Source organism: Chloroflexota bacterium, from assembly GCA_014360825.1.
Classification (GTDB): domain Bacteria; phylum Chloroflexota; class Anaerolineae; order UBA2200; family JACIWT01; genus JACIWT01.
This window is the reverse complement of sequence record JACIWT010000009.1, coordinates 113,103-130,335: the sequence shown is the minus strand read 5'-3', so window position 1 is coordinate 130,335 and position 17,233 is coordinate 113,103. Positions and strand designations below refer to the sequence as shown.

Annotated in this window: 8 protein-coding genes; all 8 read right to left on the bottom strand. The window is 55.2% G+C overall.

All coding sequences use genetic code 11. The features are described 5' to 3' along the window. Nucleotides 1-416: 416 nt before the first annotated feature. The 8 genes from H5T64_08000 to guaA all read right to left on the bottom strand — a co-directional run bounded on the left by H5T64_08000 (nucleotide 417) and on the right by guaA (nucleotide 17,218). Entirely contained in the window at nucleotides 417-1,445 is a 1,029-nt protein-coding gene (locus H5T64_08000; protein ID MBC7264289.1) for a histone deacetylase, read from the bottom strand. Nucleotides 1,446-1,512: 67 nt separating this feature from the next. Beyond that, the gene (locus tag H5T64_07995) at nucleotides 1,513-4,626 is read right to left on the bottom strand and encodes a transglycosylase domain-containing protein (protein ID MBC7264288.1); all 3,114 of its coding nucleotides are present in this window, start codon (nucleotides 4,624-4,626) and stop codon (nucleotides 1,513-1,515) included. 109 nt (nucleotides 4,627-4,735) lie between these two features. Next, nucleotides 4,736-8,986 (bottom strand): DNA-directed RNA polymerase subunit beta', encoded by a 4,251-nt coding sequence (rpoC, locus tag H5T64_07990; GenBank protein MBC7264287.1) that lies wholly within the window; start codon nucleotides 8,984-8,986, stop codon nucleotides 4,736-4,738. A gap of 717 nt (nucleotides 8,987-9,703) precedes the next feature. Further along, on the bottom strand, nucleotides 9,704-11,077 hold the full coding sequence (locus H5T64_07985; GenBank protein ID MBC7264286.1) for an L-seryl-tRNA(Sec) selenium transferase: 1,374 nt from the start codon (nucleotides 11,075-11,077) through the stop codon (nucleotides 9,704-9,706). Between the two features lie 42 nt (nucleotides 11,078-11,119). Beyond that, nucleotides 11,120-12,211, bottom strand: coding sequence for a tRNA (adenosine(37)-N6)-threonylcarbamoyltransferase complex transferase subunit TsaD (gene tsaD, locus H5T64_07980; protein ID MBC7264285.1), 1,092 nt, complete (start codon nucleotides 12,209-12,211; stop codon nucleotides 11,120-11,122). 14 nt (nucleotides 12,212-12,225) lie between these two features. Beyond that, nucleotides 12,226-14,352: a hypothetical protein gene (locus H5T64_07975; protein ID MBC7264284.1), complete on the bottom strand. Its 2,127-nt coding sequence runs from the start codon at nucleotides 14,350-14,352 to the stop codon at nucleotides 12,226-12,228. Nucleotides 14,353-14,441: 89 nt separating this feature from the next. After that, nucleotides 14,442-15,665 (bottom strand): exonuclease SbcCD subunit D, encoded by a 1,224-nt coding sequence (locus H5T64_07970; protein ID MBC7264283.1) that lies wholly within the window; start codon nucleotides 15,663-15,665, stop codon nucleotides 14,442-14,444. After that, nucleotides 15,662-17,218 (bottom strand): glutamine-hydrolyzing GMP synthase, encoded by a 1,557-nt coding sequence (gene guaA, locus H5T64_07965; GenBank protein MBC7264282.1) that lies wholly within the window; start codon nucleotides 17,216-17,218, stop codon nucleotides 15,662-15,664. Before guaA ends, H5T64_07970 begins: the two co-directional genes overlap by 4 nt. Nucleotides 17,219-17,233 lie beyond the last annotated feature (15 nt).

Sequence of the window (17,233 nt, the reverse complement as noted above, 5' to 3'; positions counted from 1 at the left end):
CCAGCGCCATCTGCTGTTGAGCACGCTGCACCACACTGCCAAACACCAAGAGAATGGCCAACGTCAATAGGGCCACCACGAGCCATCGCTCTGTCTGCTCAAACGGTTCTCTCATCTTGGGCATCGCTCATCCCTCCTTAAAACATTGACAGTCGGTTCCTCTACGGAGTACCCAATCTGGGCTTGCACCCTTGCTAAATGTCATTTGCGGGGGATTCGACGCAGGCTGTGCACGCTGAGGGGGTGTGCGTAGGCGAGATTGAAGTGGGTAAGTTGTGCGACGGGTTGTTGGATAGAGCGGTTAAGATACAGTTGGTAACTAGAAATACATTTCCCATCTACATAAAGTATACCATACTCTTGGTCAAAATGCAAGACCCTGGTGGCAAAAGCCAGACATTTTGAATCTACTACCGTCATGACATCAGCCCGTGCACCTGCTTCACCGTATCTATCGCCTCGCTCACATCGCGCTCAGCCTCGGGGGATGGTCCCAAGGGGTCGGTCACCGGCAATCCGCTCATCACAGCGCAGGTGGCCACCACACCTGCCGCCAGCGCCTCCAGGTGGTAGCCGCCTTCCAACGTACAAACCAGTCGCCCGTTCGCCGTTGCTTCTGCCAACTCCACCAGGACCTGCATCATCCTGGCATAGCCGGAGACGGACAACTTCATCATCGCCAGCGGGTCAGTCCAATGGGCGTCGTAGCCTGCCGATACCAGGATAAGTTGCGGGGCGTAGCGGGCAGCGATGGGGCGCAGTATCTCGTCGAAGATGCGCGCGTAGCCCTCGTCGCCGGTGCCTGCCGGCAGCGGTACGTTGACCGTATAGCCGGTCCCTGCGCCTTCGCCGGTCTCACTCCAGTGGCCAGTGCCAGGATAGAAGGGGTACTCGTGGGTGGAGAAGTAGAGGACGTGCGGGTCGTCATAGAAAGCATCTTGGGTGCCGTTACCATGGTGCACGTCAAAGTCCACGATCAGGATGCGCTCCAGATCGAACTCGGAGAGTGCATATTTCGCGGCGATGGCGACATTGTTGAACAGACAGAAACCCATGCCCCGTCGCGCTATGGCATGGTGCCCAGGTGGGCGCACCAGGGCAAAGGCATTATCCACCTGGCCCTCTATCACTGCCTTGACCGCGTTCAGGAGCCCACCGGCAGCACGGAGGGCCGCATCATAAGAGCGCGAGTTGAGGTAAGTATCGCCGTCCAGCCACCCGCCACCCTGTGAGGCCATTTCGCGCACCGTGGCAATGTAGCGCTCATCGTGGACGGCAGCAATCTGCTCTATCGATGCATCCATTGCAGGAATGGCAACTAACCCATCCCAAACGCCACTCGCCTGCAGCGCATTCAGAATGGAACTGAGTCGTTCCGGGCGTTCAGGATGACCTGAAGCCCTGTGTTCCAAATAGAGCGGATCGTACACGTAGCCCGTTGTCATAAAGGACCTCCCCTCTTGGCTCGCTCCAAAAACAAAGACCACAGATAATCTGTGGCCCTCGCGACACTTATGTAAGCAAGGGTTTGCGTTCGCGGGCGGGTGGCCGCGCCCGTGCAAGATGCGCGCCTGACCAGTTAGGTGGCCATAGTATTGCTACCGGGGTAGGGGTAACTTTGGGCTTTTCTTTTGGTTTGTGGATGACGAAAACCTGGACTTTCTCGCTTTCGCTCTGGTTGCCCGCTGCGTCGTAGGCGATGGCATGAATGGCGTGAGTTTCGGTGTAGCCCATCGTATCCGAAATGATGCTCATACCACTGGGAAAAACCTGGGTCAGGGTAATGCACGTGCCATCGTGGATCATTAGCGTGCCCGTGTATGCACCGAGGCTGTTCAGCATGTCCTGGGTCAATGTAATATAGCCAGACTCGTTGATCAGTACGATGCCAGTGATCCCTCGAGGCGCAATAGGGATGGTGTCAGACATGACAATGGTCCAGCGCTTGGTAAAGGGGGCGACAGTTGTGAAACCAACGGACTGGCCATCCAGGAAAAACTCGACCCTATCCATGGAGAAATTGTCTCGGGCATCGACTTGGATGTTGATCCACTCATCTTGCTCCTTGACGTAGACAGCGCCATTCAATGGGTGGATAATCTCTATTGTCGGTGGAGAGTTGTCCACTGTGACCTGGATGGTGGATTGCATGTAGTTGTCGTGCTTGTCCAGCACGACCAATTGCAGGCTATACAACCCCCCTTCCAACTGAGTGACGTCCCAGTATTCGAGGACGCTGTTATCCACCCGATCCCAGTGGTCACCACCGATCTGCGTCCAAGCGGATGGGTTCATGCCCTCGCCGTATTGCAGTCGGTAAAGTTTGAAATTGCCTGGCTTGGCATTTCCTATGACGGGAACGATGCCCCGGACGTGTGAGTACAAGTGTGGGCTGAGTATGGCCACGTCTGAGCCGGCCAGGCTGGGGCCGTGCACATCACAATAGGCGGTAGGCGGCTGCGGTATGCCTTGCTCACGCACCCAGTCGGCAGCCTCACTGGGGTAGATCTCAAAAACCTTCTCTTCAACGGCATCCGGTGGGCAGTACACTGTAGCCAACTTACCCGACACCTTACAGATGCGGAAAGGTCGGTGTACGTTATCGTAAGCAGTGGGTTCCGTCCCCTCAATGAATAGTTCACGCACACGTGCAGGTGAATATTGGGTGGGCAGCAAGCCCGAAACACTATCCACCTCTACACGCTTTAGGCCAGGTGGTTGTTCATACCACACCTCGGGTAACGGAGCCAGAATGGCCTCCATAATATCGTGCCAGATAGGACCCGCGGCGCGGGAACCAGGCATGTAATCCATGGGCGAGCGGTCGCTATTACCAACCCAGACACCCACCACCACTTGCGGTGTGTAGCCAATGGTCCAGGCGTCAAAGTAGTTGTTGGTGGTACCGGTTTTCACTGCAGCCGGCCGGCTTAGTTTCAGCACGCTGTCTGGACCAAAGGAGGGTGTACGGGCTCGGTTGTCAGAGAGGATGTCCGTGATCAGATATGCCAATTGTGGGCGTAGGATCTCTTCCCTCTCCGGTTCGCCGTTTTCATACAGGACATTGCCAAAAGAGTCCTCAATACGCAGGATAGCGATTGGGTCTAACTTGCGGAAACCAGGACGCTGCTTCTCAGGCGGCACCGGTTGACCTACCATAATGCCCTGATTGGCGAAGACGCTGTAGGCGTAGGTCATATCGAGCAAAGTGACCTCGCCGCCACCCAGAGTCAGGCTGAGCCCGTAAAACTCATCGGTAAGCGTGTTAATTCCCATACGGTGAGCAGTTTCCAAAACGTTTTTCACGCCCACTCGGTACAGCATTTCCACCGCAGGCACATTGTAAGAACAGGCCAGAGCGCGCCGGACCGTCATTGGCCCGTGGAAGACTCGGTCATGGTTCTCTGGCACGTAAGGCGGATTAGGCCAGTCTGGGAAACTACGTCGCACGTCCAAGAGCATCGTGGCTGGAGTGTACCCTTGGGCAAAGGCTGTTACATAAGTGAATGGTTTGAATGAGGAGCCCGGTTGCCGTGGCGAGGTGGCCATATTCACCTGGCCATCAATCGTCGGATCGAAGTAGTCCAGACTGCCAACCATGGCGAGAATTTGGCCAGTAGGCGCATCCAGTACGACCACCGCCGCGTTGTGAGCGTTGCGTTCTTCGGGAACTTTGGACATATGTTCAACGGTGATCCGTTCTGCCTCTTTTTGGATATCTAAGTTCAATGTAGTGTACACTCGGAACCCGCTACCGTCTACATTCTCCGGACCGTACAGATCCTCCAGCAACTTACGGACGTACATGACAAAGTGTGGTGCGACGATGTCGAAGCGTTTGCTGACGACATGGATCGGTTCCTGCTTCGCAGCGTAGGCCTCGTCGGCGCTGATATAGCCTTGCAAATACATCTGGTCGAGGACGATTTCCTGACGCTTTTTGGCTTCCTCCCAATTGTCAATGGGGTTTAGTGCCGGATATTGGGGAACGGCCGCTAACATCGCCGCCTCGGCCAAAGTCAATTCCTCCGCCGATTTCCCAAAATAGGTCTGCGCAGCTGCCTCCACGCCATAGGCTAAGTTACCATAAGATACTGTGTTAAGATACCATTCGAGGATTTTGTCTTTACCCTCCAAGCCGGGGTAGCGGCGCGTAAGTTCCAGCGATAGGATGACCTCTTTAATTTTGCGTTCATAACTGATTTTGAAGCGCTCTTCAGGTGTCATCACAACATTGCGCACCAATTGTTGGGTGATGGAACTGCCGCCCTGCACAGGCAGGCCCATTAGGTTATTCATAAAGGCTCGAAGGATGCCCCGGAAGTTAATGCCACCAGGGTTCTCGTAAAACGTTTTATCCTCAATGGCGATAGTTGCTAAACGCATGTGGGCAGGGATTTTGGATAGGGGAACCATCGTGCGGGCGCCGCCTTCTGGAGGCAGGAACTCAAACAAGAGGTGCTGGCCAGTGCGATCGTAGATTTTCGTGCTCTCAAACGAAGCCATAGTCCGCTGCCCGATCTCTTCGGCCGAGGGAAGGTCTTTTGCATAGTAGGCGTATACGCCACCCGCCACAATTGCGGACATAACGAAAACGCTAACAAGGATAAGCAGAATGCCCAGCAACCCACCTATAAGCAGGCGACTTGCTGGGCTTGTAGAGGTACGATTGGTGCGATTACGGCGCCGAAGGTAATGTATCCTTGCCGCGTCCAAAGAGGTTACACCCCCAGAACTATTCCGTCCCACCGACGGGTTCTGCCCGCGGCGACATCACCGAGAGTCTCTCCATCGAGATTTGCTCCTCGGTCGGACGCACCTTCGCTTCAGTAGTTTCCACTACCTCGGCCTCCTCGACACGATGTCTAAATCCGGTGCCGGCAGGGATCAGTTTGCCAATGATTACGCTTTCCTTCAGGCCGTGCAAATCATCGCGCTTGCCTTCTATGGCGGCACTTGCCAATACGGTGATGGTGTGCTGGAACGAGGCAGCCGAAAGGAAACTCTCGGTGTTCAGAGCTGCTTTGGTAATACCCAAGAGTACAGGCTGGGCGGTCGCTGGTTCACCACCTTCGGCGATCACCTCGGCGTTCCTTTCTTCGAAGTCCAAACGATCGATGAAATCGCCAGGCAATAGGTTGGTGTCACCGGCCGAAGTGACGCGGACACGGCGCAGCATCTGACGAATGATGATCTCGATGTGCTTGTCGTTGATAGCCACACCTTGGGAGCGATACACTTTCTGGATCTCTTCTAGCAAATATTTCCGGACAGCATCTAAACCCTTGATCGCCAGCATCTCGTGCGGGTTAATCGCCCCTTCTGTGAGGGAGTCACCAGCATTGACTTGTTGGCCATCCTCCACACAGAGGCGCGCCGCTGCGGGCACTTCATACTCCCGCATTTGGATATCATCACGGTGAACGGTAATCTCGCGATCCTCGATAAACACCTGCCCGCTGATTTCTGCCAAGATGATTTTTTGCCCACGCTTGGCTAAAGGATCACCCTCATTGACCATATCCCCATCTTTCACTAACAGAGAGTAGTTTCGGGGTATAGAATACGTGCGCTCAATAACCTGACTGGAGATGACGCGGATCCATCGCTGGTCGCCTTCACGCCGTAGTTCCACAGTCCCCGCTATATCAGAGATGATGGCTTGACCCTTAGGGATCCGCGCCTCAAAGAGTTCCTGCACGCGCGGCAGACCTTGGGTGATATCTTCTGCTCCTACGACGCCTCCAGTATGGAACGTCCGCAAAGTGAGCTGGGTGCCAGGCTCGCCAATAGACTGGGCCGCGATAATGCCGACCGCTTCCCCCACCTGCACGTCACCACCCCGCGCCAAATCGCGCCCATAGCACTTGGCGCATACACCATAGCGCAACTGGCAGGTGAGCGGGGAGCGCACGCGCACGGCGTTAATACCGGCCGCGTCAATAAGCTTCATTTTCTCCTCAGTGATCACCTCGTTGGTAGCAACGATCACCTCGCCAGTCTGAGGGTTGACAATGTCTTGGGCCGCATAACGACCCACGATACGCTCATCAAAGCCTTCGCCAATGGCTACACTACTCTCACGGTCAATCCAAATACCGCCTTTCGTCTCGCAGTCCACCGCGTTCACAATGATGTCTTGCGCCACATCTACCAGACGCCGGGTCAGGTAGCCCGCATCGGCCGTTCGCAGAGCAGTATCCGCCAAACCTTTCCGTGCGCCGTGAGTGCTGATAAAATACTCCAAGGCAGTGAGGCCCTCGCGGAAATTGCTGCGAATGGGAAGGGCGATAATGCGACCCGATGGGTCGGCCATCAAACCGCGCATACCCGCCAACTGGCGTACAGGCTGGAGCCCGCCCTTGGTCGCGCCGGAATTGGCCATCACGCCAATATTGCCCTGAGGATCCAATTCACGAGCCACCGCTGCCGTCACATCCTCAGTAGCCTGGGTCCACAACTCGACCGTCTTGAGGTATTGCTCGTTCTCCGTGATGAGGCCACGCCGATATTGCCGCTCTACCTCCGCTACTTTCTCGCCGATGGACTCGAGGATTTTCTGCTTATCCGCAGGGACAGTAATATCATGGATGCCAATGGTGATGCCCGATTGAGTGGCATAGTGAAACCCGATGTCTTTGATCCTGTCTACCAGTTCAGCTGTGGCTTCGATACCGAGGTTCTGATAAGCATCTGCAACTAAGTTCTTTAATGCTCCCTTGTCCATGACTGTGTTCACAAAGCGCAGTTCGGGCGGCAGGATCTCGTTGAACAAGACGCGGCCCACCGTGGTATCAATGAGGCGCGGTTTACGCCGTGGGCCCGGTGCAGTGTAGAACTTTATCTTAGCGTGCAACCCAACTTTGCCCAGGCTGTAGGCGAGCGAGACTTCATCATAAGTGCTAAAAATCTTGCCCTCGCCCTCCTCGCCGTCTCTCTCCATCGTCAGATAATAACAGCCGAGAACGATATCCTTAGTTGGGCTCACCAGAGGCTCAGCGTTGGCCGGCTTAAGCAGATTCTTGGAGGAGAGCATGAGTCGTCGCGCCTCTTCGACCGCCATCGCAGACAGAGGCACGTGCACGGCCATCTGGTCGCCGTCGAAGTCTGCATTGAAAGCCGCGCATACCAGAGGGTGGATTTGAATAGCATTTCCCTCGACCAGCACCGGCTCAAAGGCTTGAATGCCCAGCCGGTGAAGGGTAGGCGCTCGGTTTAGTAGGACGGGGCGGGTTTTGATGACCTCCTCTAACACCTCCCAGACTTCAGGCACTTCTCTTTCGATAAGCCGCTTGGCTCCCTTGACATTGATGGCATAGTTATACTCCACTAGTTTGTGCATCACGAAAGGTCGGAACAACTCGAGCGCCATGCGTTTCGGCAATCCACACTGATGCAATTTGAGTTGCGGACCCACCACAATGACCGAGCGGCCAGAATAGTCCACGCGTTTGCCCAGCAGATTGCGGCGGAAGCGGCCCTGCTTGCCTTTCAATATATCCGAGAGCGACTTAAGTTGGCGCCGCCCGCGCAACGAGATCGCCTTGCCCCGGCGGCTATTGTCAATCAGTGAGTCTACGGCCTCCTGCAACATGCGTTTCTCATTGCGGACAATGACCTCCGGAGCCTGGAGTCTGATCAGGTGCTTGAGGCGATTGTTTCGGTTCACGACCCGCCTGTAGAGGTCGTTGAGATCACTGGTGGCGAAGCGCCCGCCGTCCAACTGTACCATAGGGCGCAGGTCGGGCGGGATAACCGGTAACACGGTGAGGATCATCCACTCTGGCCGATTTCCGGACATCCGCAGCGCTTCGACGAGGCGCAAGCGTTTGGCTGCCTTTTTGGCGACCTGCTTAGAGCGCGTCTTACGGATTTCGGCGCGGAGGGCCTGGGCCATCACATTTAGGTCTATGGCCTTTACAATCTCGTAGATAGCCTCTGCGCCCATACCGGCTTTAAAGACTTTGCCCCACTTCTCCTGTAGTTCGCGGTAGCGGCTTTCATTGAGTAGCATTCTCACACGCAGATTGCGTAATTCTTCACGCTGGGGTTCGAATTCGTTGTGGATACTTTCAACAATTGTATTCAGTTGCTCCTGCAATTGCTGGATAACCTCATCCGCCTGACCGCGGTGCAGATCTATCTGCGCCTGGAGAACTGCCAAGGCAGCCTCTTTCGCTGTGCGCGAGGCCTCCTCAAGTTGCCCCAGGGCCTCCTGAGTCAACTCACGCAACTGAGAGAAAGTCTTACTTGTCACCATCTCGCCCTCTTCAAGAAGGGGCGTCTCTGTTGGCGTGAAAATGATGGAATGTGGCACTGCTTTGCCCTTGTATTTTTCCAGAACCGCTTGCAACGTCGCCGCCTCATTCATGAGGCTATTTGTAGAAGCATCTAGGTTGGCCTGATATTCTTTTTCCAGGCTCTCGATTTGGGCAAATAAATCTTTGGTTTTCTCTTGGTACTCAGCCTCAACGGCATCGATGCGCTCTTGGATCTCCTTTGTGCGCTCGGCAATGGCCTTGCTGACTTCCTCATCTAACTTGCGCAGGGCTCTAGCGCGAGCATCTTCGTCAATCTCGGTGATAATATATTGAGCGAAATAGAGAATGCGTTCAAGGTTACGCTGCGAGATATTGAGAAGCAGCCCGAGGTAACTGGGCGAACGACGTGTATACCAGATATGAGCAATGGGGGTTGCAAGTTCGATATGCCCCATGCGTTCACGGCGCACTCGCGAATGCGTTACTTCAACTCCGCATTTATCGCAGACAATGCCACGATAGCGGATCTTTTTATATTTGCCGCAATAGCATTGCCAGTCCTTAGTGGGACCAAAGATCGCTTCGCAAAAAAGACCATCCTTCTCCGGCCGCAGGCGCCGGTAGTTAATGGTCTCTGGCTTGGTCACTTCACCGTAGGACCATCCTCGGATTTGTTCCGGGGAAGCAAGGCTGATGCGCAATGCACGAATATCTCGAATTTCCAAGTGTGCCTCCTGTGGAATTGCCAATGCAGGGGCGGATAACCAAAAGGGCGGACTGGCGGCAAGAGCCTACTCCCGCCCACGCGATCGAGACGAGGATGAATTGTGGCCAGGTGTTGACGCTACTCAGTTAGCAAGTTTTGGATAAGTTGATGACAGAAAAATGCTGACTAAAGTCAGAACAGCCGTCCCCGCACGAACTCTCTTATCGAAAATTTTGCATCTGATAATTATAATATCTTGAACTCAATTAGTCAAATTGCCGAATTGCCTCACTAAAAAACCTTACTCTGGAGGAATCGTTGACTCACACAGAATTCTTACCTGCCGCGTTTCATAGTTGAAGCGACTGGAGGAAATGAGGCATAATGAGCATCCAAAGCAAGACGAGAACTATTAGCGGCAGTGACACCCAGGTGCTTCGCGGCCAATAGAACGGGCCAAAAACGCATCTTAGATAGTTTGTGGCCAGCACCGGCTATCACCGCAAGTACTCCATCTTTTTTCCATCACCCCCAGATCACGCCTCTTGTGTTTCTATCGTTGGGGCTCCAAAAGACGATGCCTGGGCACTACCAAGCCAGCTCGTTAAAAGGGCTATTTCCGTTTGCACCTTCGCCGACTGAATGGATGCCCGACTGAGGCAACGATGCCCCCGGGGTAAGATAATTGCATGAGGCAACATGAATTCCATGCCACTTGTGCAGGGGTAGTATGTGCCTATTGATGCGAAGAGCCCAATGCTGCACGTAACGCTATCCAAAGCGCTTCATCCTGCGTCTCTAACACCGTGCGCAAATCGAGCAGAAAGCGACCCTCCTCTATGCGCCCGACCACGGCTGGCTCACCGAGGCGCAGCGCCCGTGCAAAATCATCCGGCGAACGCACAGTGACTGCCACTAGCCAAGTGGGTAATGTATCGCCTGGCAATGCCCCTCCACCAACTGCAGAGCGCCCCTCTACGACCGAAGCATTCACCCCGATACCCTTTAATCGGCGCACCAGTCGCTGTGCCCGTCGCTGTATGGCTTCCGCCGGCATGGCAATCATACGCCAGACTGGCACTTCTCGTTCTGCCTCGCCGCGCCGATAATGTAGAAGCGTGGCCTGAAGACCCGCAATCGTCACCTTGCTTACCCGCACCGCCCTGGTCATCGGATGGTTTCTCAGCTTTGCGATCAGTTCTCGCCGACCCACAATAACGCCCGCTTGGGGACCGCCCAGCAACTTATCGCCGCTGAAACAGACCAGGTCTGCGCCCGAAGCCACACATTCCTGCACCGTAGGCTCATGGACCAAGCCATAGGTCGCTGTGTCCAATAACGCGCCGCTGCCCAAGTCCTCTAACACGAGCAATCCCTGTTTGTGACCCAGCGTTACCAATTCGTTCAGGCTAACCTCATGAGTAAAGCCAATGAGCCGGAAATTGCTCGCGTGGACATGTAGCAGGGCAGCGGTTCGTTCTGTAATAGCATCTTCATAATCTCGCACATAAGTACGGTTTGTCGTGCCCACTTCGACCAATTGTGCACCGCTCTGGGCCATGACTTCGGGAATGCGAAACCCTCCCCCTATCTCCACCAACTGTCCTCGGGAGATGACGACCTCGCGTCCGCGCGCGACTGTGGTCAAGACAAGGAGTACCGCTGCAGCATCGTTGTTGACCAGGAGCGCCGCTTCAGCTCCAGTGAGCGCCACCAGCAACTCCTCAGCATGAACGTAACGCGAGCCACGCTCCCCGGCCTCCAGATCAAACTCCAGGTTAGAATAGGCAGCAGCCTCTACCATAGCCTGTATGGCAGCACGGCTGAGAGGGGCTCGACCAAGATTCGTGTGCACAATAACACCCGTAGCATTGATGACTGGCCGGAGGGTAGGACGCTGCAATGCAGCGAGGCGGGCCAACACCCGTGACACCAGTTCGTCTATGGGTGGGCAGGAACCTCCGCTTGTGATATCGCGCCTGGCTTCATCAAGTACCTCCCGCGCGGCTGCCAGAGTCAAAGCATGACCACTCTCCGCCTCGGCAAGGCGGATGCTCTCATGCCCTAATAGATGATCAACTGATGGCAATTTGCGCAATTCCGACCGCATCTTCACCCTCAAACTGATTCCTCTCTAACCGTGACCCGCCTATCAATATGCCAGGCGCAGATTCGGTGCTACATCCAGGTCCCAACCGGCGCGTTCACCGGCCATGAACCGGAAATAGCCTGCAGAGGCTACCATCGCCGCATTGTCCACACACAGAGATGGCGGCGGGAAAGAGACCGGGATCTTAAGTTGCGCTGACATCTCGCGGCGTAAGTGCTCATTGCTGGCCACACCACCAGCCAAAAGAACGTGACGTACGCGGAACTCCTGTGCTGCCTGAACCACTTTGGTCACCAACACCTCTACCACAGCGGCTTGGAAACTCGCTGCTAAATCGGCGACTGGCAAAGAAGACTCCTGTGGCCCTGCACTCGATCCGGTTTGCCGTGACCGCTGTTTGAGCGGCTTCTGGCCCAACCCCTCGTATCCCTGGATAATCAGCAGCACCGCGGTCTTCAACCCGCTGAAGCTGAAATCGTAACTGCCCTTGAGCCAAGCACGGGGTAGATCGAACATGCGAGGGTTGCCGCTTCGGGCCGCCTCCTGGATAGCAGGACCGCCAGGGTAGCCCAGGCCGAGCAAACGCGCTACTTTGTCGAACGCCTCACCGGCCGCGTCGTCCAACGTTCGACCCAATAACCGGTAATCGCCATGCCCAGAGACGAGCACCAGATCAGAATGCCCACCGGATACGATCAGACACAGGAAGGGAAACCGAGGTTCTGGGGGCAGGCTCGTTGACTCGCTTGCGTCCTCTGGCAAGGGAGCCAACCAGTTCGCATAGACATGCGCTTCCAAATGATTGATCCCGATCAAGGGCAACCGGTGGGCCCAGGCGACTGCCTTCCCCAAATTCACACCAACGAGCAGAGAGCCTACCAAACCGGGTCCATAAGTTACGGCGACGGCATCCAAGTCGGTCCAGGAACACTTGGCGCCCTCGAGCGCATCCTGTACGATGGGCACAATAGACAATATGTGTTGGCGCGCGGCAACTTCAGGGAATACCCCTCCGTAGCGGCGGTGAAGGTCTACCTGAGAAGCGACCACGTTCGATCGTATGAGTCGCCCATCTTCCACTACAGCAGCAGCCGTTTCGTCACACGACGTTTCTATGCCTAGTACTAACGTCATCTACAAGCCGCTCCTCACTCGGTTTCCACAGGAGGTATGTTCACCAAGTATAGGGCTCGGCCGTCAAGCACGTAGAGCTTGCGCTCTGCTTCATCCACGATCAAATCGCGCAAATCTTGGAAATACGGGGGATCGCTACGGAACTGGCGGACGAAACGCCCTTCTTTCGTGAACTGGACAATACGCTGGTTGCCTGCATCTGCTACATAAATATAGCCTTCGTCTCCCATGGCAGAGGAGAAAATCGCCGATGGGTCTTGCAGTGGCTCATCTAAATTGGATAGCGTGAAGGTTTCGAGTTCCCCAGACAGAAATTTGTAGATTCGACCATCGGCGATCAAGACATAGATGTGCCCATCAATTGCCATATCCACAGCGCCATTTAGGTCTATATTGACATTTGAGGAAAGGTAGGATTCTGGCGGCCGGCTATAGCCATCCACGGTGGGGGTGAACCTCAAAATACGGTTGTCTAAAGGGTCCAATAGGTAAAATCTACCCATGAAACTGCCTAAGGCCTGCGCTCTCCGCCACGTGACACTACGGTCTAGTGAAAGGAGATGTAATCCTGTACTCGGATCGTATTCTACGAGATTTCCGTTTTTGTCGAGGACCAACAGATTGCCAGCCGCCCTCGCATCTCCTGGCTCCGCCCATACAATCCCTGCCAAATCACCTAGGACGGCGTTGCCAACCTGATCGCCCGCTCGCAAGAGTATAGGATCTTGCCCAGGCGGTTCTTGAATTGCATCCCCCAGTTCTGTGAGCAAATACTTGTAAACACGGTTCAGGCCTGTATCCAGCACAAAAACCTCATTAGCGTGCACAATCACTTGCACAGGATAGCCAGCGATTTGGCCCTCATCAGGAAACTCTCGCAGTTTAAGGAAATAGCGGAGGCGGGTAACCTGGTTCACTACATCGAGCCGCTCCTGCAGCTCTTGTTGCAAGGTCAACAAAGTCTGATCATCGGGCTGGATAATGGCTGCCTCGGCGAGTAACTGTCCCGCTCTCTCAAGTTCGGCTTTTTTTTGATCCCGCTGGGTGGCGGTGTCAGCACTCTCAATCGCTGCTTGGGCATCCTGTACGAGTTTGGTCAAGTGGGCTTGGCGCGAGCGGTCGTATTGGATGCGACTCACGAAGAAAAGAAAGGCCACCAGTAACGGGATTGCCAGCGCGATCCAAAGCAACATCCGATTACTTCCTGCCGGGCGCGCCTCTGGCAGAGGCTTTCGCACGCCGCGTCGCTCTGCAGCCGTGGCCCCCCGATCAGGGAGAGTACGGCTCAACAAGGTGAATGCTAACCGGGAAGCCCGCTTCAGAAGGCCCTCTATCGTCTGCCCTATCCCTTGCAACGACTCTCGCCAACCAGGAACGGCGATCTCCTCTTCTGGAACCTCGCCCAATTTCTCGGGATATTCCCCACGAGGGGCAATAACAGCCTCCTCGGCAGCAACTCGGATGATCAAAGCGGACAGATCTTCTCCCTTGGTGAGTGCTTCCAGGTTCTGCCCGATCACCTGGGCACTGCGTCCTGCCACCGCATCCCCGATCTGCTCGGGCTCCGCAACCCGGACGAGCGGTGTGGAGGCCATCACGATCACATCGCCGGAGCCAACGGTCACGTGGTAGAGGTCAGGCTCAATCTCGCGACGTAAACCTAAGGGCGGAGAGATGGCAGGATCAACGTCAGTGTACTTAGCTGCCCGGTGCCACGGTGATTCCATCGGGAAAAATTGGAGACGCCCTTCCCTTGCTAAGCAGATGAGGGATGGTCCTGCCAATGCCATGTAGGCGTCCTCGCCTGTCAGGACCAAACAGCTGATGCCAGCGATACCACGTTCTTCCCTCGGGGCATTCAAATTATGTTCAAAAAGAGACTGATTGGCTGCCTTTACCGCTGCGCGGAGACCAGCCGTGACGCTGCCGGTTCGGCGAAAGTACTCGTTCCGTGCAGCCTCCACAATGGTCCGCTGGACAAGCGGGGTGTCGGGAAATGGCCCAAAGGTCTCAACCAGTACGTAGAGGTTACCCCGTCCACGCGCTTCCTCTTCAAAGATGCCGATAGGGTCGGCAGATTCGCACCACCTACCTCCGACCACATTTAGATATTCTATTTCAGTGTTCAATGTCTGGTCCATTCACCATGTCTCCTGGGCGGTTATGAGAACTGACATATCGAAATAAACTCTACGTATTATAAACAAGGTACATCACTGGGAAAAAAGGCCTACATAGTATCTTCATCGGCCAAGATTTCCGCTGCGTAACTCAACAACTCCTTGCATCGCTCTGGATCAACCTGCTTGGCTTCGAAATAGCGGCGCAATAACTCCAGCGTGGTCATCTCCTCTACTGTGCCCCCACTACCCAGGCGCAGACGTACTGGCCGCCTCACGTCTTTAATAATGGCCGCGATGTGGTGGGCTGGAGTGAGTGCGCGTCTTACATCATTTTCGCGCAAGGAGGGCTCTTTCTCTACGGAAAGGTGAATAATTAGACGAACAATGGCGTTTTCGATAGGCTTCGCGCGAATAGCCTCCAACACCTCCGTGGTAGGATCTTCGCTGCGAGCGTGCGCTTCGATGGTTACAAAAGGCCTTGTTGGAGTAGTTATAAACTCATACTTCGCCTGTCCGCGTTCCAAATGGACGACCACAAATCCTTTTTGTTCCCTTTCCTCACCGAAGTCAATGCGTTCAATGCTGCCTGCGTAGACTACCAGTGGCTGGGCTTCGTTAATAACCTGGTGCCGGTGCAGATGACCTAAAGCCACATAATCAAAAGCGGGGTTGTTCACCATGCTAGGCGGTAGGACAACATCTTGTCCTAGCATTACACTTGCCTCTGAGCCGAACACCGCGCCTTGGACGGAGACATGGGCAGCGAGCACCGCGGGTATATTGGGGTCTAATTTCTCGACCTGTTGATTCAGAATATTCTCCACCCTCTCAATAATGGCCAGGTTGACTTCCTGCAGGGTGCGGTTTCGGTGCTCGTCGCGAGTCAGGATGTGACTGCGCACAATCCAGGGTAGCGTCACGATCTGAATGGGGCCAGAGGCGGTCTCAATACGCCGTGTATCCGCTGTACGCGCCACGTAAACGTGCTCGACCTCCAGAGTAGCGAAGATATCCACAGTGTTTGCGCGCCCGGCAGTACTGGGCACATCGTGATTGCCCACCAGTAAGACAACGGGGATCCCTGCTGTCGACAAACGTTGGATTCGTTTGGCAAACTCTCGCTGATGAGTGGGGTTGGGGTCACGCGATTTATAGGCGTCGCCAGTGAAAAGGATCAAATCCACGTCTTTGTCCAGCGCGTATTCGACTACGGCATCGAAGGCGCGCAGAAAATCCTCCAGCCTTGTATGCAAGCCCGTCACTGGGTTGATATGGCCGTAATTCTCCACCCCCAGATGCAGGTCAGAAAAGTGAACTATCTTGATCATCATTCCCACTCAATAGTCGAAGGCGGCTTGCTGGAGATATCATAAACCACGCGGTTAACACCCGGTACCTCATTGACGATGCGGTTGGCAATACGCCCCAGGAGATCGTAAGGTAGTCGAGCCCAATCGGCGGTCATACCATCCGCACTGGTAACAGCGCGGACGGCGACTAAATTGCCATAGGACCGTGCATCACCCATCACACCAACACTCTTGACTGGTGTGAGTACGGCGAAATATTGCCATACATCTTGGGCCAAACCTGCCGCTGCTACTTCTTGGCACACGATCGCATCGGCGCGGCGCAGTGTATCCAGGCGTTCTGGCGTGATCTCGCCAATGATCCGCACAGCGAGGCCGGGGCCGGGAAAGGGTTGGCGATGCAACAATTCATCTGGCAGGCCGAGTTCCTTACCGACAGCCCGCACTTCATCTTTGAACAGCCAGCGCAGGGGCTCAATGAGTTCCAGTTCCATATCCGGCGGGAGGCCACCGACGTTGTGATGGGTTTTGATAAGAGCAGCCATTTGCGTCCGCGCACCGCTACTCTCAATTACATCTGGGTAGAGCGTCCCTTGCACCAGGAAGCGCACTCCGCCCAGCGAGCGGGCTTCACTCTCGAAAACTCGAATGAACTCGCGCCCAATGATGCGCCGCTTTTCCTCCGGGTCGGTGATGCCGCGTAGGGCACCGAGGAAGCGATCAGTTGCATCTACATAACGCACCCGCAAGTTCAGATGGTCGCTAGCGAGCGCGAGGATCTGCTCGGCTTCATTGGCTCGCAGAAGCCCGTGATTCACAAAGACGCAAGTGAGTTGGTCTCCGATGGCGCGATGTACTAGTGTCGCTGCGACTGCCGAGTCCACGCCTCCTGAGAGCGCGCAAATGGCATGCCCCTCGCCTACCTGTGCGCGGATGGCGGCTATCGTCTCCTGCACAAATGAGGCCGGTTTCCATTTGCCGGTGCATCCGCAGACCTCATACAAAAAGTTTCGTACGATGTCCACGCCACGCGGTGTGTGCGCCACCTCGGGATGGAATTGGAGTCCGTAGAAGCCTCGCTCCAAGTTTCCCATGACAGCGATCGGGGAATTGGGCGTGTGGGCTAAGGCCAAGAAACCTGGCGGCAACGCAGTCACTTTGTCGCCATGGCTCATCCAAACGGGCATTGTCGGAGGCAAACTACGGAAAAGCGGATTGCACACCTCCAGTTCGATCTGGGACAAACCATATTCGCGATATTCTGCGCTCTCCACCCTGCCGCCCCAATGGTAAGCCATCAATTGCATCCCGTAGCAGATGCCCAGCACCGGTATACCCAGACACTCCACATAGTCGGGGAGTCTTGGCGCGTTCTCATCATAGACACTGGCTGGCCCCCCGGAGAGTATGATGCCCTTTGGCCGCAGAGCACGGATGTCTGCCTCCGAGGCGTCATAGCGCGCCAAACAACTGAACACGCCGCACTCGCGTACCCGGCGGGCAATGAGTTGCGTATATTGGGACCCAAAGTCTAGAATGACGATGGTCTCCTCGACAGGCGTTTTGCTCGCCACCGCCTATTCCACCCC

Excerpts from the sequence above, each read along its gene's own strand:
- H5T64_08000 (MBC7264289.1), bottom strand. The coding sequence starts at position 1,445 with ATGACAACGGGCTACGTGTACGATCCGCTCTATTTGGAACACAGGGCT.
- H5T64_07985 (MBC7264286.1), bottom strand. The coding sequence starts at position 11,077 with ATGCGGTCGGAATTGCGCAAATTGCCATCAGTTGATCATCTATTAGGG.
- tsaD (MBC7264285.1), bottom strand. The coding sequence starts at position 12,211 with ATGACGTTAGTACTAGGCATAGAAACGTCGTGTGACGAAACGGCTGCT.
- H5T64_07975 (MBC7264284.1), bottom strand. The coding sequence starts at position 14,352 with ATGGACCAGACATTGAACACTGAAATAGAATATCTAAATGTGGTCGGA.
- H5T64_07970 (MBC7264283.1), bottom strand. The coding sequence starts at position 15,665 with ATGATGATCAAGATAGTTCACTTTTCTGACCTGCATCTGGGGGTGGAG.